Consider the following 24,025-nt stretch of genomic DNA (forward strand, 5'->3'; position numbering starts at 1 on the left):
CCGCGACCACAGAGGTTTTCTCTCTCACGTCCCTACTGGCGGCCAGCACCCGCTATGGCCGACCGCATCTCAAGCGACCACTCCTCGCTGACGACCGTCCGCTCGACGCTCGCCCGAAGCGGGGGTCTCGACCGCCCGAAAGTCGAGATTCCCGCCGACGAGTCCGACCGATTCCCCGACGGCGAGGTCGTGCGCGTCGTCGCCGGGGACCACGAGTACCGCGCCCGCATCGAGTCGCCGCTGACCGGCGACGGCCGCGAGATTCGGGGTCTCTACGAGACGCCCTCGGCCGCGCGCAACCCCGGCGACGGCGAAAACCACCTCTCGTCGTGGCTGGCCGACACCACCGTCGAGTTCGGCCAGTCGGTCCTCGTGGACGTAATCGAGGCGGGATTCAAGTACGGCCTGCGCGAACCCGGCCAGCGCGTCTTCTACGAGGCCACCGAATCGCCCGACGACAGTCTGGCGAGCATTGCGGAGCAACTGGACGAATAGTTCTCGACGGCGTTTAGAATCGTATAGCTGTCTTTGAGCAATAATTTCATCCGTTAGAGAAAGTCTTTTGTTTCTCCTCGGCGCGTGCGGGCACGGCGTCGTCGGGAGCGGAGCGACCGACGGCTCGGGGGACGCGGGTTGTCCCCCGGCGCTCGCGAGCGCCGCGGCTCGCACGCGAGGGACGACACCGACCGAGCGAAGCGACGGGAGTGAGGAGGTTGGGGGGGACGAGGGCGGTGCCGTGCGGTCGCGGTATGATTGGCTCACGCCTGTCGCTGGCGTCTCGTCGTCCGTTTCGTCGGTCTCTCTTTCACCGTCATTTTCGTCGGTCTCTCTTTCACCGTCATTTTCGTCGGTCTCTCTTTCACCGTCATTTTCGTCGGTCTCTCGTTTCCTCCCGCGCCGCGCATCGCTCGCCCGGACACCCGGACCGTGGTCCAGTCGGCCGAGCGTTCGCTGGCGGTCGGTCGGGCGAGCGCATCCCGTGGTCGGTGTCGCCGAGCGCACCCCGTGGCCGAGTACCAAGACTTTTACCCCGGAAAGTCGCGTTCGAAACCATGAGCGACGACGCCGAGCGCGACGAGTTGGTGGACGACGAGACGATTCCCGAGGACGTGGACGAAGCGGAACTCGAAGAGATGGCCGAGGAGGACCCGGCCGCCGCCTTCGAACACGTCGGGGAGATTCCCGGCACGCACCTCCGGGCCGCGGAGTTCTGGGACGACATCCTCGCCGACATGGAGGCGACCGCCGAGGAGTACGAGACCGACGGGTGGGACACCCTCCAACTCCACCCCGGCGACGTGACCGCGCTCGTCCCCGACGAACACGACGACCGGTTCGGTCTCGACGTGCTGGCACCCGACGACGAGTTCGAGGAACTCCAAGGCCTGCTGGAAGGTGACGCCTCCTTCGACGCCTACGAGGTGTTCCGCGCGATGGCCGACGGTCTGGTGCTGTTCGTGGTCGCCATGGAGGACCGCGACCGGGAGATTGCGGTCCTCTACCCCGCCTACTACGACGCCCAGAACGCCCAAGCGATGCTCACGGCCGCCGAGAGCGCCGGGGAGATGCGGACCTACGTCCGGACGCTGACCGAAGAACAAATCGAGTTCACCCACGACGAACCCGAGAACTTCGGCCCGCCGTCTAGCGAGGGCGACGAGGGCGAGTAAGCCGACGGCGAGTGAGTCGCCGAGCGTAGCGCCGGACTGCGACCGACCGAGGTCGGCCGACGGACCGATACGGGCGGACGCCGAACTCCTCGTCGGATGACCGGAGCGGACATCGACTCGCCGACAGAAATCACCGACACCATCGAGCAACCCGACCGGGGCGCACTTCGACGCGCGCTGTTCGACTTCAAGCGATGGTTCCTGATAGACGCCAACCGCTGGTTCGTCGTCGGCCTGCTCGCCGGAGCGACGTTCGTCCTGACCGTCGTCGTCGGGACGTTCGGGCCGGTGTCGGTCCAGCGATTCCTCTCGGAAGGCGTCTCACCCGGCACGACGCTGGTGGAACTGCTCAAGACCATCGTCTCGGTCGTCACCATCGTTCTCTCCATCAATCAACTCGTCCTGTCGCCGGAACTCGGTCCCGTCAGCGACCAGCGCGGTCGGTTAGAAGACACGATGGAACTCCGCCGCCGGAGCGAGGGCCTGCTCGACGACACCGTGAGTCCGCTCTCGCCGGGCCAGTATCTCGACGACCTCGTGTCGGCGCTCCGCGACCGAGCGACCGACCTCCGGGCGGACGTGACGGGCGGTCCCGAGTTGGAGAGCGAAGTGGACGACTTCGCCGAGAACCTCGCGGCCGACGCCGAGAGCGTGAACGAGGAACTCGCCGACGCCAAGTTCGGCGACTTCGAGGCGGTCGCGGCCGTGATGGACTTCGACACCTCCGGGAAGATACGCCACCTGCGCCGGATTCGCAAGGAGTACGCCGACCAGTTGGACGACGACGAGCGCGAGGCGCTGGTCGAGACGGTCAACGCCTTGGAGTTGTTCGTCATCGCCCGAAGCTATCTGAAGACGACCTACATCCGCACGGAGTTCATCAACTTCTCGCGGGCGCTCCTCTACGTCGGTCTCCCGTCGCTCCTGCTGGCGTTCTGGGCCGCACAGACGTACGACCCCGGCGTGTTCCCCGGCCAGACGCTCGGCGTCGAGAACCGCCTCTGGTTCGTCAGCGGCGCGGCCACCGTCTCGCTGGTGCCGTTCGTCACGCTCATTTCGTACATCTCGCGGCTGGCGACCGTCTCCCAATCGACGCTGTTCATCGGTCCGTTCGTCGCCGGGAGCGAACAGCACGAAGAAGAGTAGTCCCTGCGTTGGTTATCCGACCAACGGTTTTATAGCGTTGGCTATAGAACCAACGAACGATGGATGGTCGTGACGGACGACGATTTCGACGGATACGAACGGACGAAGGTGTACGACGACGGGACGCTGGTTCGCATTTCGGTTCGTCGGACCGAGGACGGTTCGTATCCCTCGGGATGGCGGTATACGCTCCACTATGGCGCACTCACACCCGACTCGAAAACACTCGAAGACGGGACAATCAGGCGGTACGACAACGCACACGAGGATACGAAAGGTCACGAACGACACGTCGCACCCGACCCAGAACCAGAACACGTCGACTTCCCCGGAATGGCGGAACTCTACGAACGGTTTTGGGACGAAATACCGATAACGCGATTCGGACCATCTGACCACAATAAGTGATACACATGACCGAACCTAAGAACATACTCTTAGTTACAGTCGGCCGCGGTGAGGAGACGTACGAAGAGGGACTGAAAGCGATTCGACGACTCGACCGTGGCGAGTCGGTTGAAAAACCGACGACAGTGACGTTTGCGAACGAGAAACAACTCGGAAGCGTCTTCGACGAGCGCACTTACGCGCTTCTTCGGGTCGTTCGAGAGAACTCTCCCGACAGTATCCGAGAGACGGCACGGCTCGTCGGACGGGACGTGAAAAACGTCCATCGAGAACTGACGAAACTGGAAGCTCTCGGAATCATCCGCTTCGAGAAAGACGGTCAGTCGAAGCGACCCGTGTTTCCGTACGACGACCTCTTTATTAGTCCGTTCGCGCACGACGCGGGCGATACCGCCGCGCCGGTCTGATTTCGGACTACATCCGCCTCGGCCGTCAGTCGTCGGTCTCGGCGGCGTCCCCGGTCTCCATCTCGTGGCCGCAGTTCGGACACTCCAGTTCGTCGTGGCGCAACTGCTCGCTGGCCGACCGGACCTCGCGCATCACGCCCGAGATGCGGTCTTCGGCCTCCAACTCCTCTTCGACCGACAAGTCCACGCCCTCGACTTCGAGCAGGAACTTCGCCACCTCGGTCACTTCGTACATCATGTCGTCCAACTCCTCGGCGGTGAAGAAGCCGGACATCGCGCCGTAGAGGAACGTCGCACCGGACTGTCGGACCTTATCCTCGAACGACGAGCGGGCCTGATTGACCGCCTGCGGGGTGTAGGTGTCGGTCATGAACGGCACGAGGCCGGGGAGGTTCTCGCCGATTTTTGTCATCTCGACCCCGGTCTCGGTCCGGAAGTCGGCACAGAGCCGCGCGATGGCCCACTCGCGGGCCGTGATGTAGGTCCGGTCGCGCAGAAACTCGTTGACCCGCTCGTACTGCGCGCCGTCCATCTTCTTGAAGCGTTCGTACTTCCGCACGTCCGCCGGAACGTCTTCGGTTTGGGTGGCTTGCTCTTCGCTTTCGACCGCTCGCTCGTCGCGTTCGTCGGCGTCGTCGGCGGACCGTTCGGCGTCCTGCTTGTCGTTCTCGGGCGGACGCGGTGGGTCGTCTGCCATGAATCCGGGTAGCGGTGGAAGGTGGAAAAGCGTATCGTCTGGTGGTAAGGGTGGCGGGCTACACAATTGTTTTGTCGGAGGCGGCGGTTGGGTGAGGTATGAACGTCCTGCTCGGAATCGGCGGAAGCGACGACTCGCTCCGCGCGCTCGAAGAGACCATCGAACGCGCGCAGGCCGCAGGCGACGACCTCACGGTAGCTATACTCGAAAACCCCGAGAGCGAACGCGAGACCCGCGACATCGAGACGCGGGTGTTCGAGGCGCTCGAAACGGCGGAGTTCGCGGCCGGTGTCAGACACCTCTCGGGCGACCCCGGAAGCCGACTCGTGGACCTCGCCGAACGCGAAGAGTTCGACCAAATCGTTCTCGGCGGCGGCCAGCGCAGTCCGATGGGGAAAATCAAACTCGGCCACATCGCGGAGTTCGTCCTCCTCAACTCCCCGGTCAGCGTCAAACTGGTACGATGAGTCGAAGCGAGCGTAGCTATCCGGACGAAGCGGCGGGGTCGTTCCCGAAGCCGCCGCTGTCGTTCGCCGACAAGGAAGGTCGGGAACTGGAGATTCGGCCCTACGAGGACGACGAGTTCGAAGCCGTCGTGGAGATGTACGCCGATTTCGAACCCGCCGACCGCGCGCAGGGCATCCCTCCGGCCACCGAGTCGCGGGTCCGCGATTGGTTCGAGAACCTGCTGGACGGTCTCAACGTGGTCGCGTGGCACGACGACCGGGCGGTCGGTCACGCCACGCTGGTCCCCGACGAGGACGCCTACGAACTCGCCATCTTCGTCCATCAGGAGTACCAGCGCGCGGGCATCGGGTCGAACCTCATCCGGGCGTTGCTCGGCCACGGGCAGGCCAACGGCGTCGAGAAGGTGTGGCTGACGGTCGAACGCTGGAACCACGCCGCGGTGAATCTCTACGAGTCCGTCGGGTTCGAGACCCACGGCACCGAGAGCTTCGAGATAGAGATGGTCCTCAGGCTCTGAATCGGGTCGAAGCGGACGCCGACGGGAACAAAGTCCCGAACGCCCGCGGAAAACGGCCAGCGCAGTCACGAAGGTCCGACACTGCTCACGAAGTCGTTCCTCCGGCGAAACGGGTACGACGACGCGGACGAGGGGGGTGACGGCGAAAAAAGCGCGTAGGCGACTTCACACCGACAGCACGGGTTGGCTGGCGTACAGAAGGACGTACTCGGCGGCCTTCTCCAGCACTTCGCCGGGTTCCCCGCTGAGCGGTTCGCGCGGAATCACGAGGAAGTCGGCGTCGATGTCCTCGGCGGTGTCGAGAACCGCGCTTCCGGGATGTTGGGTCTTTCTGGTGGTCGAGAAGCCGAAGGCGTTCGAGGTAGAGACGGTCACGCCGTAGTCGGACGCGAGTTCGCGCACCTCCTCGATGAACGTCTCGGTGTCCGAGAGAACGTCCTCCTTGGCGACGGCCCCGCGTTCGATGCCCCGGACGAGTTCCTCACCGAGGACGTACATCGCATGGACCGACGCGCCGTACTGTTCGGCGACGGCGACGGCGTACTCGACGGCTTCGACCGACTCGTCGCTCCCATCGACCGGAACGAGGACGGTATCAACTTCGAGCGGCGGCGCGGTCATGTGCGTACGTGGACGGGCATCGGGCAAAAATCCTCGCTTCGAGTGGGGGCGTGACTGTGTTGTTCTTGTCGGGAGTAGAGGGGGTCGTGACGCCAGCAGGAACCACTCCGAAGAAGGCGAGCCGGTAGCGTCAGGGTCAAGCAACGGAGTCCCGCGACGGCAATCTATCGCCGACTCCGAGGAGTCACCGCACCGCCCCGCACAGCACCGCGACGGCCTCACGCCTCCCCAGCCTCGTCGTTCGCTCCCTGCGGTCGCTCACTCCTCCCTCGCGCGGATGGGCGCGGCGCACGAGCGCCGGGGGACAACCCGCATCCCCCGAGCCGTCGGTCGCTCGTTCGCGGTTGTACCGCTCTCAGTCGCGCCGCGTTGCGGCGCGCACCGCTCCCGACGACGCCGCGCCCGCACGCGCCGACAGAGGGAAATAAAATCCTAACTCTAAGAATTGTTTTTCTTTCCTTCGCATATCTTTACCAGTTCGAACACGCACCTCGTCGGCGTCCGACGGCGCGACGGCCGGTGGCCGCGTTCGCGCCGGATACCCCGATTCCAAACGTTCAAACCCGAAGCCGACCAACCCCGGCCCAGTGACCGCAAGCGATTCGTGGCGCGAGGTGTTCGGCCACGCCGACCCGTACGACGAGCAGGTGGACGGCATCGAAACCGCCATCGACACCGCCGAAGACGGCGGATTCGCGGTGGTCGAGGGTGCCTGCGGGACCGGCAAGACCATGCTAGCGCTGACGGCGGGCATCCACCTCGTCCGCGACCCCGACAGCCACTACGAGCGGGTGGTCGTCCTCACCAGCGTCAAACAGCAACTCCGCCAGTTCGAAGAAGACCTCCGGACCGTCAATTCGAATCTCCCCGACGACTGGGACCCCGTGACGGCGCTCACCCTCGTCGGGAAGGCCGACGTGTGCCCGTACAACCGCGAGAACGCCGGTGGCATCGACGACTCGAACGTCTACGAGCGATGCGAGTCGCTCCGCGAGGACACTCGCGCCATCACCGGCGAGGCCGGAGCGACGACCGGTCGAAATCTCGTCTCGCGCGCGCGAAGCCAGCAGACCGGACTGGCCGACTCGGGGTCCCAAGGCCGGGCCGCCGCGAGTTATCTCGAAACCGCCGACGAACCGACGCCCTACCCGCCGGAGATGCCCGAGTACGACGACGTGGAGTACTGTCCGTTCTACGCGCAGTTCTTGGAGGAACTACCGGAGGACGGCGACCCCGTGGAGGCGGTCCCGTTCGACTTCGATAGCATGGGTCTCATCGACCCCGAAGAGTTGGTCTCGCTGTCGGTCCAGCACGGCACCTGCCCGCACTCGATGATGGGCGCAATCTTGGCCCACGCCGAAGTCGTCGTCGGCAACTACTACCACGCCTTCGACCCCGTGACGACCGGCGGGTTCACCGGCGCGCTACTGGACGACTCGACCTTCGTCGTCTGCGACGAGGCACACATGCTCGAACCCCGCGTCCGTGACCTCGTGAGCGACGCGGTGGGCGACAAGACCCTGCGCGACGCCGAGTCGGAACTCACCCGCGTCGTCCAACCCCTGAAGTTCGACGGCGACAAGGAGACCCATACCACCGCGGACGCCGACCTCGTGCGCGGCGAACTCGAAGACAGCGACGTGACCCTCTCGGACGTGGAAGCGACCCGCGACTTCTTCCGCGATTTGCGAGAGGAACTGGACCGCCGGGTCACGGCCCACCTCGAACGCGAACACCGCGGATGGAAGTCGAACCTCCACGACCTGCCCGACGACGAGATTCCCCTGCGGGACCCGACCCATCCCCAACCCGACGAAATCTCGGAGTGGGCCGAGTCGGAGGGCTACCACGACGGCATCTGGGTCAAGTCCGAGGCGGTCGGCGCAGTCGTTGCCCGCATCCTGAACGAGGCCGAGGACGACGAGAAAGAGCGGGCGGCCCCGGCCGCGGGCCGGGTCCTCGGCGAGTGGTACCGCAACGACCACGAACACTACTTCCGGGAGATAGAACTCGAACGGACGTGGAACGAGAAGGAACCCGACACTTCGTGGCGGCGCGCGTACAACGCCCGCCTCGCCATGCAGAACTGCGTGCCCAGCGACGCCATCGGCGAGCGACTCGCGGAGTTCGGCGGCGGCGTCCTGATGAGCGCGACTCTCGAACCGTTGGACGTGTTCGAGGAGGTGACGGGCCTGAACCACCTCGCCGAGGAGCAGGGCCGTCCGGTCGAGGAACGGACCTACGGCCTGAACTTCCCCGAGGAGCGCCGCGAGAGCTTCGCCGTGGACGCCCCAAAGTTCACCTACGACAACCGGGGTGCGCCGGGCGAGCAGACCCAAGCACGGCAGATGTACGCCGACGCGCTCCGCGACGTTGCGACCGAGACGCCCGGCAACGTCCTCGTGGGGATGCCCAACTACGCCGAGGCGGAGTGGGCGGCCGAGACCCTGCGGGAGAACCCCAAAGTCGGGAAGTCGGTCCTGCTGGACGAGAGTAGCGCCGACGACGTGACCGAGGACCTGAAAGCCGAGTTCTTCGGCGGCGACTCGAAGGTCCTCGTGACCAGTCTCCGGGGCACCCTCACCGAGGGCGTCGATTACGAGGGTGACCGACTCAGCGCCGCGGTGGTCTGTGGCGTCCCCATCATCAACACCGCGAGTCCCCGGACCAAAGCCGTCAGGACCGCCTACGAGCGAGCGTTCGGCGACGGCTTCGAGTACGCGCTGACGGTCCCCGCGGTCCGGAAGGCGCGCCAAGCCCTCGGCCGCGTGATTCGCGGTCCCGAGGAGGTCGGAGTCCGCGTGCTGGTGGACTCGCGGTACGCCCGCGACTCGTGGGACAGCGTGCGCGAGTACTTCCCCGAGACCGAACGCGAGGAGTTCCAGCCGGTGAGTCCGGACATGCTGTCGCTCGGAGTAGAGCGATTCTGGCGCGGGACGGAGTAGTCGGTCTACGTCCCGTTGCCCTCAACTAACTCGTCGAGTTCCCGGTTCACGTCGGTTATCTGGTCGGTCTGGTCGTCCAGTTCCACGGAGATTTCGTCGGTTCGCTCGGCGATTTCGTCGGCGTTCTCGGTCGTCTGGTCTATCATCGCGGCGACCTCTTCGGTACTCGCGGCCTGTTGGTCGGTCGCCGACGCCACCTCTTCGATGCCCTGATTGACCTCGTGGACCGACTCGGCGATGTCGTCTAAACTCCCGACCGCCGTGTCTACCGTCTTTATCCCCTCGTCTATCCGCGAATTGCTCTCTTCGAGACTCTCGACGGCGTTCTCGGTGTCGGCTTGGATGCGACTGACTTTCTGTTCGATTTCGCTCGCCTGCGTCTGGGACTCTTCGGCCAGAGTCTTGATTTCGTCGGCGACCACCGCGAAGCCGTCGCCGCCTTCGCTGGCGCGTGCGGCCTCGATGTTGGCGTTGAGCGCGAGCAGGTTGGTCTGTTCGGCGATGTCGTTGATGACGCCGACGATGTTGTCGATGTCCTGAACGCTCTCACGAATCGTCTGCACGTCGCTGGCGACGCTATCGGCCGCGTCCTGTATCTCGGTCATCGTCTCTTGGGCTTCTTCGGCGGCGTCCTGCCCTCGTTCGGCCTCTTGGCGGGCTTTCTCGCTGGCCGACGCGACTTCTTCCGACGACGAGGCGATTTCCTCGACTGCGGCGCTCAGGTCCGAAACCTCCTCGGACACCTGCGACATCCCGTCGGACTGTTCGCGTGCGAGCGCGGTGATTTCGTGAACTTGGTCGGCGATGCCTTCCGAGGACTCCTGTAGTTCCGCGAGCGAGGTCTGTATCTCGCTGGCGGCCTCGCGGTCGTAGTCGGCGTCGTCGTCTATGTCCTGTTCTATCTCTTCGACTTCCGTCTCCAGTTCGACTTCTCCCGCGTATTCGATGTCGTCTCGTTCCGCTTCGTCACCGCTATCGGAGCGTTCTACTCCGTTTTCGAACGCTTCCCCCGATTCATCCATATTTGAACATGTTTACTGCTCTTTGAAAAATACATGGGTTATCGAAATTTTCACATAATCTCCCCTATTCCCTCGGCCAAAAATGGTAATTTATTTATTTTCCGAAGCGTGCCGGGCCACCGCACGAGCAATAGACCGGTCCGACGAGTCAGCGACGAACTACTTCCCGCCCTCGCCGCCAGTGGCGACGACGTGTGCGTCCGCGGGGTCGAACCCGACCAGCAGTCGCTCGGCGTCCGGACGCTCCGGCACCCGGAGAGTCACGCCCCGGCCGTCCCAGTCCAGATGCACGCGGAACGACTCGCCGAGAAACTCGACTGCCTCGACGCTCGCTTCGAAGGCGTTCTCGCCCCCGTCTCGGACCAGATACTCCGGGCGGACACAGAAGACGACTTCGCTCCCCTCGGGCGCGTCGAGACCCGCGAGTCTGAAGGAAGTCGCGCCGACGCGGACCTCCCCGCCATCGACTTCGCCCTCGAAGACGTTGTTCTCGCCGAGGAATTCCGCGACGAACCGGGTCTCGGGCCGCCGGTACACGTCCTCTGGCTTGCCGACCTGTTCGACCCGGCCGTCGTTTATGACGGCCACCCGGTCGCTGACCGCGAGGGCTTCCTCTTGGTCGTGGGTGACGTAGACCGTGGTAATCCCGAGTTCCGACTGAATCCGCTTGACCTGCGTCCGGAGGTTCTGGCGGAGGCGAGCGTCGAGGGCGCTCATGGGTTCGTCTAGCAGGAGTACGTCCGGGCCGGGCGCGAGCGCCCGCGCCAGCGCGACGCGCTGGCGCTGACCGCCCGAGAGTTCGTCGGGACTGCGTTCCTCGAACCCCGAGAGGTCAACGAGGTCCAGCAGGTCGGCCACGCGCCCCTCCTTCGACCGGCCGCCGGGCGTCCCGCGGAACCGGAGACCGTAGGCGACGTTCTCGCCGACCGTCATGTGGGGAAACAGTGCGTAGTTCTGGAAGACGATGCCCACGTCGCGGTCCTCGGGGGCGACCCCGGCCATCTCCCGGTCGCCGAACCTGACCGACCCGGAGTCGGGCGACTCGAACCCGGCGATGGCCCTGAGCGTGGTGGTCTTCCCGCATCCCGAGGGACCGACGAGCGTGAAGAACTCGCCGTCTTCCACGTCGAGGGTCACGTCGCTTAGGGCGGTCACGCCCTCGAAGGACTTCGAGATTCCCCGAAGCGAGAGGTCGGTCACGCCTCCCACCTCCACGGCGGCGCGAGTCGCGCGCGGTTCCGCGCGCGACTCACGCTTCCCACCTCCCGCCGAGTCTGTCCACCACGACGAAACTGACGCTGGTGACGGCCAGCAGGACCGTCCCCATCGCGGTGGCCGGGCCGAGCGTGCGGTTGCCGATGTATCGCTCGACGGCGACTGGCATCGTGTAGCTACTGCTCCCGGTCGCCAAAATCACCGTCGAATCGAACTCGCCGATGCTGATGGCGAACGCGAACGCGGCTCCGGCCGCGACCCCCGAGGCGACCAGCGGGAGTTCCACGTCGAGGAGTGCCCTGACCCGAGTCGCGCCGAGCGCACGCGCCGACTCCACGACCGAGCGGTCCACGCCGCCGAGCAGTGGCGCGACGTTCCGGACCACGAAGGGGTAGGCCGCGACGGCGTGGGCGAGGGCGATGGCGACCGGACCGGTCACCTGCACGCGGTGACCGAGGAGTTCGACGCCGAAGACGAGACCCCGGAGCATCCCGAGACCGACGACGACGCCGCTGACCGCGAGCGGAGCCATCGCCAGCGCGTCGGCGAGTCGGCGACCCCGGCCCCCGCGGGTCGTGAGGACCGAAATCGTCACCCCCATCGGGAGCGCCACGAGGAGAGTCGCCGCGCCGAAGACCAGCGAGTTGCGGACCGCGACCCCCGGTTTCGTCTGGAAGGAAGCTCCCTCGGCCTGTCGCTGGACGAGGAACTGGTAGTACCGGAGGGTGAGACCGTTGGGTCCGGTCACGCTCTCGGCGACCATGCTGACGACGGGACCGACGAAGACCACGACGACCACGAGCGCGTAGGCGACCACGCCCGCGCGTTCGAGCGCGGCGACCGGCGAGAAGCTCTCGGGCAGGAGGCGCTTGCGCGGCGGCGGGTTCGCGGCCCGCCCCGCGTCGGACTGGCGGGCCTCGTACCGGAGGTAGGCGTAGGTCAGCGCGAGCGAGACGGCGGTCTCTGCCACCGCGAGGGTCGCGGCCTCGGCGTACTCCAGTTCCTGAACCAGCGAGTAGACCCACACCTCGACGGTGGCCAACTGAAAGCCGCCCAGCGCGAGGACGATGGGGAACGACATGAAGGTGAAGACGAAGGTGAGGAGCGCGCCCGTCAGCACCGCCGGGAGGAGTTGGGGAGCAAGCACGTCCCGGAACGCCCGCCACGGGTTCGCGCCGAGCGACCGAGCGGTCTCGACCATCCGGGCGTCCACGCTCTCCCACGCCGCCGTCGTGACGCGGGCGACCAGCGGCGCGTTGTAGAAGGCGTGGGCGACCACGATGGCTTCGAGCGTGAACAGCAAGTTGACGGGACCGAGACCGAAGACGGCCAGCAGGTCGTTCAGCGGGCCGTTCGTCCCGAAGAAGGCGACGAAGCCGATGGCGACCATGATGGACGGCATCACGAACGGGAGGATGGTCAGCGAGCGCACGGTCCGCCTGCCGGGGAACTCGTAGCGCGAGAGGACGTAGGCCCCCGGCAGGCCGAGCAAGACGCTGGCGACGGTCGAGAGGAACGCTTGGTACGCGGTGAACCCGAACAGGCCCAGCGGCGACTCCGCGGCGACTTCGGCGACTGCGCCGAAGTCGCCGCCGAAGAGCGGGGCGAGGACGCCGAAGTAGAACGGGTCGGTCAGGACCTCGCGGACGACTTCGAGCGTCCACGCGCCGCCGACCCGAATCGCGTCGGCGAACACCGTGAGGACGGGGTAGTAGAAGACGACGGCGAGGACGAGCGCAGTCGCTACGCCGAGGGTCGAGACTGCGTGGCGTTCGAGCCATCGGCCCACCGCTCGGGCCGGGTCGTCACCGGGCCGAGCCACGCGTCTACTTGCCGCCCGCTATCTGGCGCGCCCACGCGTCCACCCAGTCGTCCACGTTGCCCTGCAACTCCTCGTAGGTGAACGTGACTGGGTTCTCGGGCGTCTTGGCGTACTTCTGGAACTCGGCGCTGAGGGGTGCCCAGTCGGTGGCGGGGAACTGGACGTTGAGTTGGGCTATCTTCTGCTGGGCCTGTTTGCTGAGCAGGAAGTCCATGAACGCCGCGGCGAGTTCGGGATTGTCGGTGTCGGCGAACTTCGCCATCCCCTCGGGGTTGGCGTAGCCTTGGTCGTTGAGGAAGCCGACCTGATGCTTCGAGAGGTCCTTGTCCTGCCGGTTGGCATACACTTGGTCGGTGGAGTACGAGACCACCATCGGGGCCTCGCCGTTCTCGTAGGCGGTGTAGGCGTCGCTCCACGACCCCAGAATCTTGATGCCGTTCTGCTCCAACTTCGTCCAGTAGTCGAGGTACTGGTCCTCGCCGAGGGTGTTGACGGTCCACAGAAGGAACGCCCGGCCGGTGGCGGCGGTCTTGGCGTTCTGGACGATGAGTTTGCCCTCGTAGCGGTCTTTCAGCAGGTCTTGGAAGGTCTCGGGGGCCTGCTGGATTTCGTTCTCGTCGTAGACGAGACTGATGTAGCCCGTGTCGTAGGGAATCGCGCGCCGTTTCGGGTCGAACTTGAGACCCTCTTTGACGTGGCCGTAGTTCGAGAGTTGGTCGGCCATCGGCGCGAACAGGCGCTTCTCGCCGAGTTTCTCGTCGATTCGGATGAGGTGGTCCACGTTGAGTCCGACGTACACGTCGGCGTCCACGTCCACGCCCTGCGTGGCGCGCTGGACGTAGTAGTTGAGTTCGTTCTCGGGCGTCTTCCACTCGACTGTCACGTCGGGGTGGCGCTTCTCGAACTCGTTTTTGAGCCACGCGCCCGGCGAGGAACTCGGCGCGTCCACGAACGAACTGTAGGTAGCGACCTTCAGCGTCCCGCTGAGGCTTTCTTCGGTCGTGGTTTCGGCGGTGGTCTCTTCGGTGGTCGTGCGCATTCCGGTATCGGTCGTCGTCTCGTCGGTGGTCGTCTCCTGCCCGCCCTCGCCGCCGGTACAACCGGCGAGGCCGACGAGCGTGGCCGTCGCGCCGTGCTTCAGAACGGTTCGTCGTCTCATTACTTGGTGGTTACATCCAGTGATACTTAGTTTGCGTCATCTGGACCCGGGGATTCGAGGTGCGAGCGCGCGTCTCGATGCGAGACCGCTCGGAAATGCGAAAGCAGGCCGACCGGACCGGCAAACGCTCGGCGGACCAACCGACACGGACGCGCTCGGCGGACCAACCGACACGGACGCGCTCGGCGGACCAACCGACGGAAGAAGAGACCGCCCGCTCGCGGTCCCACGAGCGGGCGGGGGCGTTCTGAACCCACTTCACAGCAGTTCCTGCGGTCGCCGCTCTTCCGGTCACGGTGACGACGCGTAGCGACCCAGAGCCTAAGTGGACCGAAACGTTTTGCTCCGCGGGTTCGATTGACACGGTATGTCCGCGGCGCGACAGCGGGTGCTGGTGGGGGTGCTGGCACTGCTCGGTCTGCTCGCGGCCGCGGTGCTGTTCGACGTACTCGGCACCGTCTTCTTCGCGGTTACGGTGGCGTACGTCCTCGTGCCGCTTCACGAGCGGTTCGTCCGGCGCGGAGTTCCGTCGTGGTGGGCCAGCGCCGCCGCGACGACGGTGGCGTTCGTCAGCGTGCTGTTGTTCTTCGCGTCGTTCGGGTTTCTGGTCTACCGGCGGCGGAGCGAGTTGGTGGGGTTCCTCCTCGACCTGCCCGAGAGCGTGACCGTCGAACTCTTCGGGACGGCGTTCACCGTCGATGCCGGAGTCGTGACCGAGGTCACGCGCGAGTACCTCGGCGTCGTCGCGCTAGCTATGGCCCGCCTCGCGCCGGTCCTCGCGCTCAAGGGCACGCTGTTCGTGCTGTTGGTGTTCGCGCTGTTGATTCGGCGGGGCGAGACCCGCCGCGCTCTGCTCGCGCCGGTGCCCCACGCCTACCGGGACGTGGCCGCGGCGTTCCACGAGCGCACGCGAGAGACTCTCTTCGCCATCTACGTCCTGCAAGCGGCGACGGCGGCGGCGACGTTCCTCGTCGCGCTCCCGGTGTTCTATCTGTTGGACTACCAGTTCTACCTCACGCTCGCGCTCGTGGCCGGTTTCCTCCAGTTCCTCCCCATCGTTGGCCCGTCGTTTCTGGTCGCTCTGCTGGCGGTCTCCCGACTGGCGGCCGACGAGGTGGTCGCGGCGCTACTGGTCCTCACGGTCGGCGGAGTGGTCGTCGGATGGCTCCCGGACGCGGTTATCCGGACGCGGTTGGCCCGCGAGACGGCCCACCTGCCGGGAAGCCTCTACTTCGTGGGCTTTACCGGCGGCCTGCTCAGCGTCGGGCCGATAGGGTTCATCGCCGGACCGCTGGTCGTCGCGTTGCTCGTGGAGGCGGCGGAGTTGCTCGCGGCCGAGGTGAACGGCGACGGCGGTGGGTAGACCGATTCTAAGAATGGCTTTTATTTGCTATACAATTCTATTTCATTCCAAAAGGAATAGTTATATGTCTGTCGGCGCGCTTCTCACGGCAACTACCTCGACCGAAGGACTCCGACGAACCAGAACACGACGAACACCCCGACGACTAACCTGCGACCAAGACGGCCGACCCACGACGAAGACGACTCGAACGAGAAAAACCGAGAAATCAGACGCTCACGAACCCGTCTCGATGGGACCGCCGACCGCCTCCCACTCGGTCAGACTGCCCTCGTAGAACGCCAAGTCGTCGTACCCGAGCGACGAGAGGACGACGTAGGTGTGGCTGATTCGCCGGGCGGTGTTGCAGTAGAGAACCACGCGCTTGTCGGGCGTGACGCCGTGAGCCTCCAGAATCTCGTCTAACTCCTCGCGGGGTTTCAGTCCGCGGGTCTCGTCGTCCACCAGTTCGCGCCAGTCGAGGTTGACCGCGCCGGGGACGTGGCCCTCCTCGTACTCCCAGTCGTCGCGGGTGTCCACGACGACGGTTTCGGGGTCCTCGATGGCTTCTTCGACTTCTTCGTGGCCCACCAGCGGCGAGTCGTCGGGGTCGCCGACTTCGTACTCCGCGCGTTCGGTGTCCGGCGCGGCGCTACTCGTCTCGAACTCCTGCATCCACGCGCTGAAGTCGCCGTCGAGCAGGCGGAGGTCCTCGTGGCCGTAGCACTCGGCGGTCACGAGGAATCGCGCGGCGAACACGCCGTGGGTGTCGTCGTACGCGACCAGCGTGTCGTCGTCCGAGACGCCCGCTTCGGCCATCAGGTCGGCCCACGCCTCGGCACCCGGCAACATGCCTTCGTCGCCGTCCTCGCTCCGGAACTCGTCGAACGGGACGCTGACCGCGCCGGGGAGGTGGCCGATGCCGTCGTACTCCCACGCCTCGCGCACGTCTACGACCGCGACTTCGCCGAGGTGGTCGGCGACCCACTCGGCACTGACTACGACGTTCTCGTTCATCGGACGAGCGTAGGCGCGCCGGGGGTAAATGCCTCCGGTTCCGAGCAGTCTCTCGCAACGTCTCACAGCTATCAGCGAGAATTGCCGATTTCCGACTCACGGTCACTGTCACTTCGAGTATACTTATATCGCCGGGGTTCGAATCCGGCAATCGTTTCCGGTAGAGGGGACACAAGGCGTTACCTACCGTAAGTAAAGGGGATATAACGAGAGAACGTGAACCACTAGACGCTCATGAGCGACACCGAGTACGCCAACGACGTTCTCGTCTCCGCCGACTGGGTGGAGAATCACCTAGACGAGTTCCAAAGCGACGACCCCGAGTACCGACTGGTAGAGGTCGACGTAGACACCGAAGCATACGAAGAGTCCCACGCGCCGGGCGCAATCGGCTTCAACTGGGAGACCCAACTGCAGGACCAGACTCAGCGCGACATCCTCGAAAAGGCCGACTTCGAGGACCTCCTCGGCTCTCACGGTATCACCGAGGACTCCACCGTGGTCCTCTACGGCGACAACTCCAACTGGTTCGCCGCCTACGCCTACTGGCAGTTCAAGTACTACGGCCACGACGACGTGCGACTGCTCGACGGCGGCCGAGACTACTGGCTCGAAAACGACTACTCGACCACCGACGAGGTGCCGGAGTTCTCCGAACAGACCTACGACGCTGGCGGCCCGCGCGAGTCCATCCGCGCGTACCGCGACGACGTGGAGAAGGCCATCGACCGCGGCGTTCCGCTGGTGGACGTGCGCTCGCCCGAGGAGTACAGCGGCGAAGTGCTGGCCCCGCCGGGACTCCAAGAGACCGCCCAGCGCGGCGGCCACATCCCCGGCGCGCGAAACATCTCGTGGGCCGCCGTCACCAACGCCGACGGCACCTTCAAGACCCGCGACGAACTCGAAGAACTCTACGCCGACGAGGGCATCGACGGCGACGGTACGACCGTCGCGTACTGCCGCATCGGTGAGCGCTCCTCCGTCGCGTGGTTCGCGCTCCACGAACTGCTCGGCTACGACGATACCGTCAACTACGACGGGTCGTGGACCGAGTGGGGCAACCTCGTGGACGCGCCCATCGAGACGGGTAGCGGCGAGTAAGTCGGGACGTTTTCGTAGCGACTTTACTTCTTTACCCGGTGGCCGTCGTGTGGGAATATACACATATTTGTGAGTCCGATTGATTCGTTTGTGACACGATGCGAAAAACGACACTAGCAGTTTGTCTGTTCGCCGCTCTCGTCCTGTCGGGATGTACCGGAGGACTGAGCGGAACGACGGACACCGGTACGTCGGTCCCTCTCGAAGAGGTATCGTTCCCAAACGGGACGAACGAGTCTGGAGTCACGGACCCTCAAGCACTCGTCAACGCTCACGATGAATTTATCGCTGACAAGAACTACGAAGCGACGTTCGAGATTCGAAGGGACCGAGGCGGAAACATTACCCGTATTCGTTCGGTCACAGAGAGCAATCTCGATAGGAGACGGCTCAGAGTTCGCATGGAACGAGGAGATGGGACCGCACCCGCCCTCTTTGCCAACGAAACGACCGTGGTCCGGAAACGAGACATGGGCGGGATATCTCCGTTGTACATCGTCAAACCTCGGAAGGAAGTCGGTTTTAACGACACGAGCCACCGCAAGTGGCACCGGGAAAATACGTGGTCTAACGACACCGCCTCCATCTTGCCGACTTCCGCGATAGAACTCCTTCGAACCGTGAACTACACGGAAACAGAAGCCTACCGCCGGGATGGCCGAACGTTCATTAAGTACCGATTCCGCCAAGATAACTACACTTGGTTCCCGGTGAACGCGATGAACTTCACCAGTACGGCGGTAATCGACGAGCGAGGACTCATTCATCGAATCACCCACCGATACACCTTATCAAAGGGGAACAAGACGGTGAGAGTTCGCCGGGAATACCGAGTCGAGGTCGGCGGTAACGTGACGGTGGAACAACCGGACTGGCTCGGGGAGGCATACGAGCAGTCGAAGAGCAGGTCGTAGAGAACCTCGATTTTTAAACCAGTCCGAACCGTCGAAGCTCCGTCCCTAATTTCCCAATCGCCCAGCGACCCTTGTTCTGAAGCGAGTCGGGAAGAAACCGCAGGAAGACGAGCCATCGAGCCACGCCGACGGGATAGCGCGACTTCGGATTGGACGACGAGACCGCGCACAGAATCGCCTCGGCGACCGCCTCGGGTTCGACCGCCAGCGGGCCGCCGTTGAGGAAAGGTCCCTCCTCGTGGAAGTCGTACACGTCGCGGTACTCCGGCGAGGCGTCAATGTCGGCGAACGCGCGCGCCGTCGCGCGACCGATGCCGGACCCGCATCCGGTTATCAGGACAGTTCGGTCGGCGGGAGTCGGGGTCATAGTCGGGTTTCAGTCGAGCGAGACAAATGTTCCGGGGTGTTCCGACGACTCGACCGGCCGAGCGCAACGACCCGCCGCCGACGTAGTGGCCCGACTTTCCGCAGGCGCTACTTACAAGCGCCTTCCTTTCGTACTCCCGGCCATGAACGCAGACGAATTCCTCGACACCGTTCGTGACGAGAACGAAACCGCGCTCTCCCGACTCGGCTCTTCGAAGTCGCTGTACGCCGAGACCGAGGGCGAGATGGAACCCGAAACCGTGTTCCGCGCCGCCGCGGACGCCGAGTACGCCGCCAGCGAGACGTTCCAGCAGTGGGCCGACGACGCCGACGCCGAGTCGGTCCGCGAGACGTTCGCCGACTTCGCCGACCAAGAGAGCGACCACTACGAGCAGGTCGTCGGCAAGTTGGACGACGACCACGAACCGACCGAGGTGCCCGCCGTCCACGACTACCTTCGGGAGTTAGACGCCGACGCCGCCCGCGTCGGCGGATTCCTCGGTCGGACTCTCGCCAGCGAGAAGTCCAAAGAGCAGATGGTGGGCTTCTTCGTCGGACAGGCCGACCCCCAGACCGCCCAACTGTTCCGCGATTTGGGCGGCGACTTGGACGGCCAACTGGAGCGCGGGACCGAGTTACTGGCAGAAGTCTGTGACGGCGACGACGACTGGGACGCCGCGCTCGAAGCGGCCAGCGGCGCGATTGGGACTGCCTACGACGAGTACACCGAGACGCTCGAAGGGATGGGCGTGAACCCGAAACCGGTGTGTTAGGACCGTAGGTTTCGGTTCGGGCGCACGTCAGAGGAACAGAACGCGGTAGACCATGAACGCGCCGACTAGCGAGTAGACGGTCATCATGGCGCGAATGGTAATCTCCTCGGGCACGCGACTGTTGATGAACGCGCCCGCCTGTCCACCGCAGGCGCAGGCGAGTCCGGCGACGAGACCGAACCCGAACGGCACGGTGAAGTCGTGGCCGCTGAACGCGGGTGGCGCGAACTTCAGCAGGAACAGGTTCGTGATTAGCGCGCCGACGATAGTCCCGTGGAGGACGAGCGCACTCGTGCCCGTGGAGACGCGGACGGACACGCGCTTGCGAACCGTCAGGAGCGTCTGGGTGAGTTCGCCGATGGCGATGGCGACGAACCCGGCCATCGCGCCGCCGACGCCCGCGACGAGTCGGTCGTAGCGGTCGAACGTCGCGGCCGGAGAGACAGTCTGGCCGCCGTCCGCGGCGACTCTCTCGTCGTGGGAGCCACCCTGATGGGCCTTGAACAGGACCGCCGAGAGCAGGACGAGCATCCCGCCGAACAGCAGTTTCAGGACCGTCGAGGGAGCGAAGTACGAGAGCGCCCGCGTGAGAACCGCCACTGGGATGCTGACCGCGAGGATGGCTTTCGCAACGTCGAGGTCGATGTGTCCCCGGTAGTAGTACGCCGAGACGCTACTGGTGTACCCGAACAGCTCCACGAACAGTGCGAGACCGATAGCGGCCTGCAACGGGATGCTCGGGAACGCCGGGACGACTTCCGGGTAGACGAACATGAACGCGGGGACGAACAGCACCGCCGCCTCCATAGCGAAGGTGTTGACCGTCGTGGCGATGGTGAACGTCAGAAGCAGAAACGTCAGGAGACCGATTGCGGAGAAACCGAGCGGAAGCGCCATCTACGCGAATCCCCCTGTCGGTGGCTGAATCGGGTGTCCGGGGCACGGGCGACCGAATCGAAGTTGTCGTTCCATGGTGGCCCGGTCTAAAAGACGGCTCACGGAAAAGGTTTGATGAACCAGAAAGCGTTCTGAGCGACGATGACGTTCTCGGGGCCGAGACGACCAGACGAGAGACTGGCGTCCGCAGGAGTCAGAACTCGCCGCGCGGTTCCGGCACGCCGCCCTCCACGTCCACGTCAACCTCGAACTCCTCGCGGAGTTCTCGGATTCGGTCGCGGATGTCCGCCGCGAGTTCGAATTCGAGGTTGCTCGCGGCCTCCTGCATGCGCTCTTCGAGTTCCTCGATGCGGCGCTCGGCCTCGTCGTCGGTCTCCGGTTCGCCCGAGGTCACGCCGGAGGTGTCGGTCTTGCTCCCCGGCAGGTTGGCCTCCGAGACTTCCTTGTCGATGGTCGTCGGTTCGAAGCCGTGTTCCTCGTTGAACTCCTGCTGGATGGCCCGGCGGCGCTGAGTCTCGCCGATTGCGGCCTCCATCGCGTCGGTGGTCTCGTCGGCGTAGAGGACCACCTCGCCGTTGACGTTCCGGGCGGCGCGACCCATCGTCTGGACGAGCGAGGTCTCCGAGCGCAGGAATCCCTGCTGGTCGGCGTCGAGGATGGCGACGAGCGAGACTTCGGGGATGTCGAGACCCTCGCGCAGGAGGTTGATGCCGACCAGCACGTCGAACTCGCCGAGGCGCAGGCCCCGGACGAGTTCGTGGCGTTCGAGGGTGTCGGTCTCGTCGTGCATGTACTCGACTGCCACGCCCGCCTCTTCGAGGTACTCGGTCAGGTCCTCGGCCATGCGCTTGGTCAGCGTCGTCACGAGGACGCGCTCGTCGTTCTCGGTCCGCCTCTCGATGCGGTCCATCAGGTCGTCTATCTGGCCCTCGGCCTCGGCGACTTCGACCTTCGGGTCCACGAGGTGGGTCGGCCGGACGATTTGCTCCACGATTTGGTCGCTCGCGTCGCGTTCGTAGTCGGCGGGCGTCGCCGAGACGTAGAGGGTCTGGTCGGTCTTCTCCTCGAACTCCTCGAAGGTGAGCGGCCGGTTGTCGTAGGCCGTGGGCAGGCGGAAGCCGTTCTCGACCAGCGAGTCCTTTCGGGACTTGTCGCCCGCGAACTGCCCCTTGATTTGGGGGACGGTCTGGTGGGACTCGTCGATGACCGTGAGGAAGTCGTCGGGGAAGTAGTCCAGCAGGGTGAAGGGGGCGTCGCCGGGTTCGCGGTCCGAGAGGTAGACCGAGTAGTTCTCGATGCCCGAGCAGTATCCGGCCTCCTTCATCATCTCCAAGTCGAAGGTTGTCCGCTCCTCGATTCGCTGGGCGGCCACGAGGTCGTCGTTGCGCTCGAAGTACCGAATCCGGTCGTCCAAGTCGTCCTCGATTTCGGCGATGGCCTCCTCCATCGTCCGTTCGGGGATGGAGTAGTGTTCGCCGGGGTGGACCAGCACCGCGGATTCTTGCGAGACCACTTCACCCTCCAAGGGGTCCACCTTCATCATGCGGTCTATCTCGTCGCCCCACAACTCGACGCGCACGGCGTACCGACCGTACATCGGGAAGATTTCGATAGTGTCGCCCCGGACCCGGAAGGTGCCCTGCGTGAAGTCCACGTCGTTGCGCTCGTAGTTCAGGTCCACGAGGCGCGCCAGCAGTTCGTCGCGGCCCACCTCGTCGCCGACTTCGAGGCGGAGACTCATCTCCTCGTAGTTGCGCGGGTCGCCCAGACCGTAAATCGCGGAGACCGAGGCCACCACGATTACGTCGTCGCGGGTGAGCAACGAGCGAGTCGCCGAGTGCCTGAGTCGGTCGATTTCCTCGTTGATGGAGGCGTCTTTCTCGATGTACTTGTCGGTCTGTTCGACGTAGGCTTCGGGTTGGTAGTAGTCGTAGTAGGAGACGAAGTACTCGACGGCGTTGTCGGGGAAGAGGTTCCGAAACTCCTCGTAGAGTTGGGCGGCCAGCGTCTTGTTGTGCGCGATGACCAGCGTGGGTTGCTCGATTTCCTCGACCACCCACGAGACGGTGTTGGTTTTCCCGGAACCCGTCACCCCGAGCAACGTCTGTTTGTCCATGCCCGATTCGAACCCCTCGGCCAACTGCTCGATGGCCTCGGGTTGGTCGCCCGCCGGGTCGAAGGGCGCATCGACCCGGAAGTCGGACTCGGCCTCGGGTCTGTCGGGCGAAAGCGGCCCGCTGTCGGCGTCGCTCATTGTGGACGCAGTTAGGGATTGGAGGCACTTGAGATGGTCGTTTGTCGAAAAATAAGAGAAGTAGAGTTACTCGAATTTCCGCGAAACCCAACCGGCGAACCGCCGTGCGAGTCGCGGACTGTGAGCCAGCGTCTCGCCCTCAAAGACGAGGGTTTCGTTATCGTCACCAGCGTCCACGTAGTTTCCCATTTTGGAGACACGTTCGGCGGACTCGGCTGGCTTCCAACTCATGTTTGCCAGTTCATCCGCTCGGTATTTAAGTTATGTGGTCGGATAGACCCGATATTCCCTATCATAGAGCTTGAGATAAAATCGTTACTACGAGAGTAGTCCCCCGTACGCGACGTATTTGATAATCTTGGGGAGGTCTCCAGATAATGCAGAAGCAATACCGAGAGATAGAAAGACGAGTGCGTATATCATTAATAAAATAGTTATCGTTACTAAGATTGTATTCCAAAAGATTGTTTCCCGGTTTGACTCAATCCAGTTCTTATAGCTATTGATAACCGTGTCGTGAACCTCCTTATCGACTAGCTCTCTTTTATGTGCGGTTCGTATATCTTTACTCGAAATACCTGCTTCAATGCTTGACGAAGTGTATGTAACGCCAGCAAACGCGGTCGAAGCGACGAGCGAGATAATTCCGACTTTTGTATGTATGGTATAAAACGCGCTGATACTGTCTACTACTCCGTATTTTACCGCAAATGAGAACGCAGGAACGATGAGTCCGAGAAGTATCGTATTGAATCGTAGGGTCCTCATCGCCTTACTGTCGATTTCCCGTATCCACTCTATTTGCCCTTCGACGGTTCTATGAGCCTCTTTCCGTATCGTTCCGTTTCTATACCACGATGCGTGATACTGAGGCGAACGCAACCGGAGTTCAGCGACCGTTCTGAGCATTTTTTGTGCCCATTCACGACGTGCAGAGGACGAACGATGTCGCTCCGAACCTCTGCTTTCACCATCAGATTTCTTATTATTACTACCCATCCTGTAGTCGAGATTGCCTATTTAGGTTGTTCTATCAGACGACTATAAATCTATGGAAAGATGATTTTGAAGGACGAACCGACGCCAACGAACGTTTCGTCACTCCCGGACTTCGAACGGCAAGTCCCGCGGGTCCTCGGCGACTACCCACCAGTGGAGGTCCTCCTTCGGGTGCCTGCGCTCTACGTGTTCCTCCAGTTCGCGCCCCGTCTCGAAGTCCTTCCCACAGCGGTTGCATCGGTGGTGCTTCTTGTGCGGCATGGTA

The 24,025-nt window shown here is 64.0% G+C and carries 23 protein-coding genes; 12 read left to right on the forward strand and 11 right to left on the reverse strand.

Annotation, left to right across the window (positions count from 1 at the left end; all coding sequences use genetic code 11):
* Positions 1-54 precede the first annotated feature (54 nt).
* The 5 genes from P2T60_RS16765 (at position 55) to P2T60_RS16785 (ending at position 3,631) form a co-directional block, all read left to right on the forward strand.
* Complete coding sequence (locus tag P2T60_RS16765; protein WP_276280380.1) at positions 55-495, forward strand: DUF7112 family protein; 441 nt, start codon at positions 55-57, stop codon at positions 493-495.
* 557 nt (positions 496-1,052) lie between these two features.
* On the forward strand, positions 1,053-1,670 hold the full coding sequence (locus P2T60_RS16770) for a DUF7529 family protein (protein WP_276280381.1): 618 nt from the start codon (positions 1,053-1,055) through the stop codon (positions 1,668-1,670).
* A 96-nt stretch (positions 1,671-1,766) separates the two neighbouring features.
* Entirely contained in the window at positions 1,767-2,816 is a 1,050-nt protein-coding gene (locus P2T60_RS16775) for a DUF7972 family membrane protein (RefSeq protein ID WP_276280382.1), read from the forward strand.
* Positions 2,817-2,879: 63 nt separating this feature from the next.
* Complete coding sequence (locus P2T60_RS16780; RefSeq protein WP_276280383.1) at positions 2,880-3,224, forward strand: toxin-antitoxin system TumE family protein; 345 nt, start codon at positions 2,880-2,882, stop codon at positions 3,222-3,224.
* 5 nt (positions 3,225-3,229) lie between these two features.
* Positions 3,230-3,631, forward strand: coding sequence for an HVO_A0114 family putative DNA-binding protein (locus P2T60_RS16785; protein WP_465261670.1), 402 nt, complete (start codon positions 3,230-3,232; stop codon positions 3,629-3,631).
* A 25-nt stretch (positions 3,632-3,656) separates the two neighbouring features.
* Here the strand turns inward: P2T60_RS16785 and P2T60_RS16790 are convergent, their stop codons facing one another.
* Positions 3,657-4,328 carry a DUF5806 family protein gene (locus P2T60_RS16790; RefSeq protein ID WP_276280385.1) on the reverse strand — a complete coding sequence of 224 codons (672 nt, stop codon included), beginning with the start codon at positions 4,326-4,328 and terminating at the stop codon, positions 3,657-3,659.
* A gap of 98 nt (positions 4,329-4,426) precedes the next feature.
* Between P2T60_RS16790 and P2T60_RS16795 the strand changes: the two genes are divergently transcribed.
* Together P2T60_RS16795 and P2T60_RS16800 are read left to right on the forward strand one after the other, a co-directional pair.
* The gene (locus P2T60_RS16795) at positions 4,427-4,795 is read left to right on the forward strand and encodes a universal stress protein (protein WP_276280386.1); all 369 of its coding nucleotides are present in this window, start codon (positions 4,427-4,429) and stop codon (positions 4,793-4,795) included.
* A complete protein-coding gene (locus P2T60_RS16800; protein ID WP_276280387.1) occupies positions 4,792-5,313 on the forward strand; it encodes a GNAT family N-acetyltransferase in 522 nt (173 codons plus the stop codon). The genes P2T60_RS16795 and P2T60_RS16800 overlap by 4 nt, the downstream gene beginning before the upstream one ends.
* A gap of 165 nt (positions 5,314-5,478) precedes the next feature.
* On the opposite strand, the gene P2T60_RS16805 is transcribed toward P2T60_RS16800, so the two are convergent.
* Positions 5,479-5,934 (reverse strand): universal stress protein, encoded by a 456-nt coding sequence (locus P2T60_RS16805; protein WP_276280388.1) that lies wholly within the window; start codon positions 5,932-5,934, stop codon positions 5,479-5,481.
* Positions 5,935-6,521: 587 nt separating this feature from the next.
* On the opposite strand from P2T60_RS16805, the gene P2T60_RS16810 reads away from it, so the two are divergent.
* A complete protein-coding gene (locus P2T60_RS16810; protein ID WP_276280389.1) occupies positions 6,522-8,879 on the forward strand; it encodes an ATP-dependent DNA helicase in 2,358 nt (785 codons plus the stop codon).
* Positions 8,880-8,884: 5 nt separating this feature from the next.
* On the opposite strand, the gene P2T60_RS16815 is transcribed toward P2T60_RS16810, so the two are convergent.
* The 4 genes from P2T60_RS16815 to P2T60_RS16830 all read right to left on the reverse strand — a co-directional run bounded on the left by P2T60_RS16815 (position 8,885) and on the right by P2T60_RS16830 (position 14,097).
* Positions 8,885-9,901 (reverse strand): methyl-accepting chemotaxis protein, encoded by a 1,017-nt coding sequence (locus P2T60_RS16815; protein WP_276280390.1) that lies wholly within the window; start codon positions 9,899-9,901, stop codon positions 8,885-8,887.
* A gap of 159 nt (positions 9,902-10,060) precedes the next feature.
* The gene (locus P2T60_RS16820; protein ID WP_276280391.1) at positions 10,061-11,101 is read right to left on the reverse strand and encodes an ABC transporter ATP-binding protein; all 1,041 of its coding nucleotides are present in this window, start codon (positions 11,099-11,101) and stop codon (positions 10,061-10,063) included.
* Positions 11,102-11,150: 49 nt separating this feature from the next.
* Positions 11,151-12,938 carry an ABC transporter permease gene (locus tag P2T60_RS16825; protein WP_276280392.1) on the reverse strand — a complete coding sequence of 596 codons (1,788 nt, stop codon included), beginning with the start codon at positions 12,936-12,938 and terminating at the stop codon, positions 11,151-11,153.
* Between the two features lie 4 nt (positions 12,939-12,942).
* The gene (locus P2T60_RS16830; RefSeq protein ID WP_276280393.1) at positions 12,943-14,097 is read right to left on the reverse strand and encodes a thiamine ABC transporter substrate-binding protein; all 1,155 of its coding nucleotides are present in this window, start codon (positions 14,095-14,097) and stop codon (positions 12,943-12,945) included.
* A gap of 367 nt (positions 14,098-14,464) precedes the next feature.
* Between P2T60_RS16830 and P2T60_RS16835 the strand changes: the two genes are divergently transcribed.
* On the forward strand, positions 14,465-15,460 hold the full coding sequence (locus P2T60_RS16835; RefSeq protein ID WP_276280394.1) for an AI-2E family transporter: 996 nt from the start codon (positions 14,465-14,467) through the stop codon (positions 15,458-15,460).
* A gap of 216 nt (positions 15,461-15,676) precedes the next feature.
* Here P2T60_RS16835 and P2T60_RS16840 read toward each other — a convergent pair whose 3' ends face one another.
* Positions 15,677-16,456 carry a sulfurtransferase gene (locus P2T60_RS16840; protein WP_276280395.1) on the reverse strand — a complete coding sequence of 260 codons (780 nt, stop codon included), beginning with the start codon at positions 16,454-16,456 and terminating at the stop codon, positions 15,677-15,679.
* 234 nt (positions 16,457-16,690) lie between these two features.
* On the opposite strand from P2T60_RS16840, the gene P2T60_RS16845 reads away from it, so the two are divergent.
* Positions 16,691-17,557, forward strand: coding sequence for a sulfurtransferase (locus P2T60_RS16845; RefSeq protein ID WP_276280396.1), 867 nt, complete (start codon positions 16,691-16,693; stop codon positions 17,555-17,557).
* Positions 17,558-17,655: 98 nt separating this feature from the next.
* Positions 17,656-18,471 carry a hypothetical protein gene (locus P2T60_RS16850; RefSeq protein WP_276280397.1) on the forward strand — a complete coding sequence of 272 codons (816 nt, stop codon included), beginning with the start codon at positions 17,656-17,658 and terminating at the stop codon, positions 18,469-18,471.
* 13 nt (positions 18,472-18,484) lie between these two features.
* Here the strand turns inward: P2T60_RS16850 and P2T60_RS16855 are convergent, their stop codons facing one another.
* Positions 18,485-18,838: a hypothetical protein gene (locus P2T60_RS16855; protein WP_276280398.1), complete on the reverse strand. Its 354-nt coding sequence runs from the start codon at positions 18,836-18,838 to the stop codon at positions 18,485-18,487.
* 142 nt (positions 18,839-18,980) lie between these two features.
* On the opposite strand from P2T60_RS16855, the gene P2T60_RS16860 reads away from it, so the two are divergent.
* On the forward strand, positions 18,981-19,610 hold the full coding sequence (locus P2T60_RS16860; RefSeq protein WP_276280399.1) for a rubrerythrin family protein: 630 nt from the start codon (positions 18,981-18,983) through the stop codon (positions 19,608-19,610).
* A 27-nt stretch (positions 19,611-19,637) separates the two neighbouring features.
* On the opposite strand, the gene P2T60_RS16865 is transcribed toward P2T60_RS16860, so the two are convergent.
* The 3 genes from P2T60_RS16865 to P2T60_RS16875 all read right to left on the reverse strand — a co-directional run bounded on the left by P2T60_RS16865 (position 19,638) and on the right by P2T60_RS16875 (position 24,021).
* The gene (locus P2T60_RS16865) at positions 19,638-20,507 is read right to left on the reverse strand and encodes a sulfite exporter TauE/SafE family protein (RefSeq protein ID WP_276280400.1); all 870 of its coding nucleotides are present in this window, start codon (positions 20,505-20,507) and stop codon (positions 19,638-19,640) included.
* Positions 20,508-20,700: 193 nt separating this feature from the next.
* Positions 20,701-22,761, reverse strand: coding sequence for an excinuclease ABC subunit UvrB (uvrB, locus tag P2T60_RS16870; protein ID WP_276280401.1), 2,061 nt, complete (start codon positions 22,759-22,761; stop codon positions 20,701-20,703).
* 1,098 nt (positions 22,762-23,859) lie between these two features.
* On the reverse strand, positions 23,860-24,021 hold the full coding sequence (locus tag P2T60_RS16875) for a hypothetical protein (RefSeq protein ID WP_276280402.1): 162 nt from the start codon (positions 24,019-24,021) through the stop codon (positions 23,860-23,862).
* Positions 24,022-24,025 lie beyond the last annotated feature (4 nt).

Source organism: Halorussus caseinilyticus, assembly GCF_029338395.1.
Lineage (GTDB): Archaea > Halobacteriota > Halobacteria > Halobacteriales > Haladaptataceae > Halorussus > Halorussus caseinilyticus.

Excerpts from the sequence above, each read along its gene's own strand:
- P2T60_RS16855 (WP_276280398.1), bottom strand. The coding sequence starts at position 18,838 with ATGACCCCGACTCCCGCCGACCGAACTGTCCTGATAACCGGATGCGGG.
- P2T60_RS16845 (WP_276280396.1), top strand. The coding sequence starts at position 16,691 with ATGAGCGACACCGAGTACGCCAACGACGTTCTCGTCTCCGCCGACTGG.
- P2T60_RS16850 (WP_276280397.1), top strand. The coding sequence starts at position 17,656 with ATGCGAAAAACGACACTAGCAGTTTGTCTGTTCGCCGCTCTCGTCCTG.
- P2T60_RS16800 (WP_276280387.1), top strand. The coding sequence starts at position 4,792 with ATGAGTCGAAGCGAGCGTAGCTATCCGGACGAAGCGGCGGGGTCGTTC.
- P2T60_RS16770 (WP_276280381.1), top strand. The coding sequence starts at position 1,053 with ATGAGCGACGACGCCGAGCGCGACGAGTTGGTGGACGACGAGACGATT.
- P2T60_RS16840 (WP_276280395.1), bottom strand. The coding sequence starts at position 16,456 with ATGAACGAGAACGTCGTAGTCAGTGCCGAGTGGGTCGCCGACCACCTC.
- P2T60_RS16765 (WP_276280380.1), top strand. The coding sequence starts at position 55 with ATGGCCGACCGCATCTCAAGCGACCACTCCTCGCTGACGACCGTCCGC.
- P2T60_RS16815 (WP_276280390.1), bottom strand. The coding sequence starts at position 9,901 with ATGGATGAATCGGGGGAAGCGTTCGAAAACGGAGTAGAACGCTCCGAT.
- P2T60_RS16835 (WP_276280394.1), top strand. The coding sequence starts at position 14,465 with ATGTCCGCGGCGCGACAGCGGGTGCTGGTGGGGGTGCTGGCACTGCTC.
- P2T60_RS16875 (WP_276280402.1), bottom strand. The coding sequence starts at position 24,021 with ATGCCGCACAAGAAGCACCACCGATGCAACCGCTGTGGGAAGGACTTC.
- P2T60_RS16795 (WP_276280386.1), top strand. The coding sequence starts at position 4,427 with ATGAACGTCCTGCTCGGAATCGGCGGAAGCGACGACTCGCTCCGCGCG.
- P2T60_RS16780 (WP_276280383.1), top strand. The coding sequence starts at position 2,880 with ATGGTCGTGACGGACGACGATTTCGACGGATACGAACGGACGAAGGTG.
- P2T60_RS16830 (WP_276280393.1), bottom strand. The coding sequence starts at position 14,097 with ATGAGACGACGAACCGTTCTGAAGCACGGCGCGACGGCCACGCTCGTC.
- P2T60_RS16860 (WP_276280399.1), top strand. The coding sequence starts at position 18,981 with ATGAACGCAGACGAATTCCTCGACACCGTTCGTGACGAGAACGAAACC.
- P2T60_RS16775 (WP_276280382.1), top strand. The coding sequence starts at position 1,767 with ATGACCGGAGCGGACATCGACTCGCCGACAGAAATCACCGACACCATC.
- uvrB (WP_276280401.1), bottom strand. The coding sequence starts at position 22,761 with ATGAGCGACGCCGACAGCGGGCCGCTTTCGCCCGACAGACCCGAGGCC.
- P2T60_RS16805 (WP_276280388.1), bottom strand. The coding sequence starts at position 5,934 with ATGACCGCGCCGCCGCTCGAAGTTGATACCGTCCTCGTTCCGGTCGAT.
- P2T60_RS16865 (WP_276280400.1), bottom strand. The coding sequence starts at position 20,507 with ATGGCGCTTCCGCTCGGTTTCTCCGCAATCGGTCTCCTGACGTTTCTG.
- P2T60_RS16790 (WP_276280385.1), bottom strand. The coding sequence starts at position 4,328 with ATGGCAGACGACCCACCGCGTCCGCCCGAGAACGACAAGCAGGACGCC.
- P2T60_RS16785 (WP_465261670.1), top strand. The coding sequence starts at position 3,230 with ATGACCGAACCTAAGAACATACTCTTAGTTACAGTCGGCCGCGGTGAG.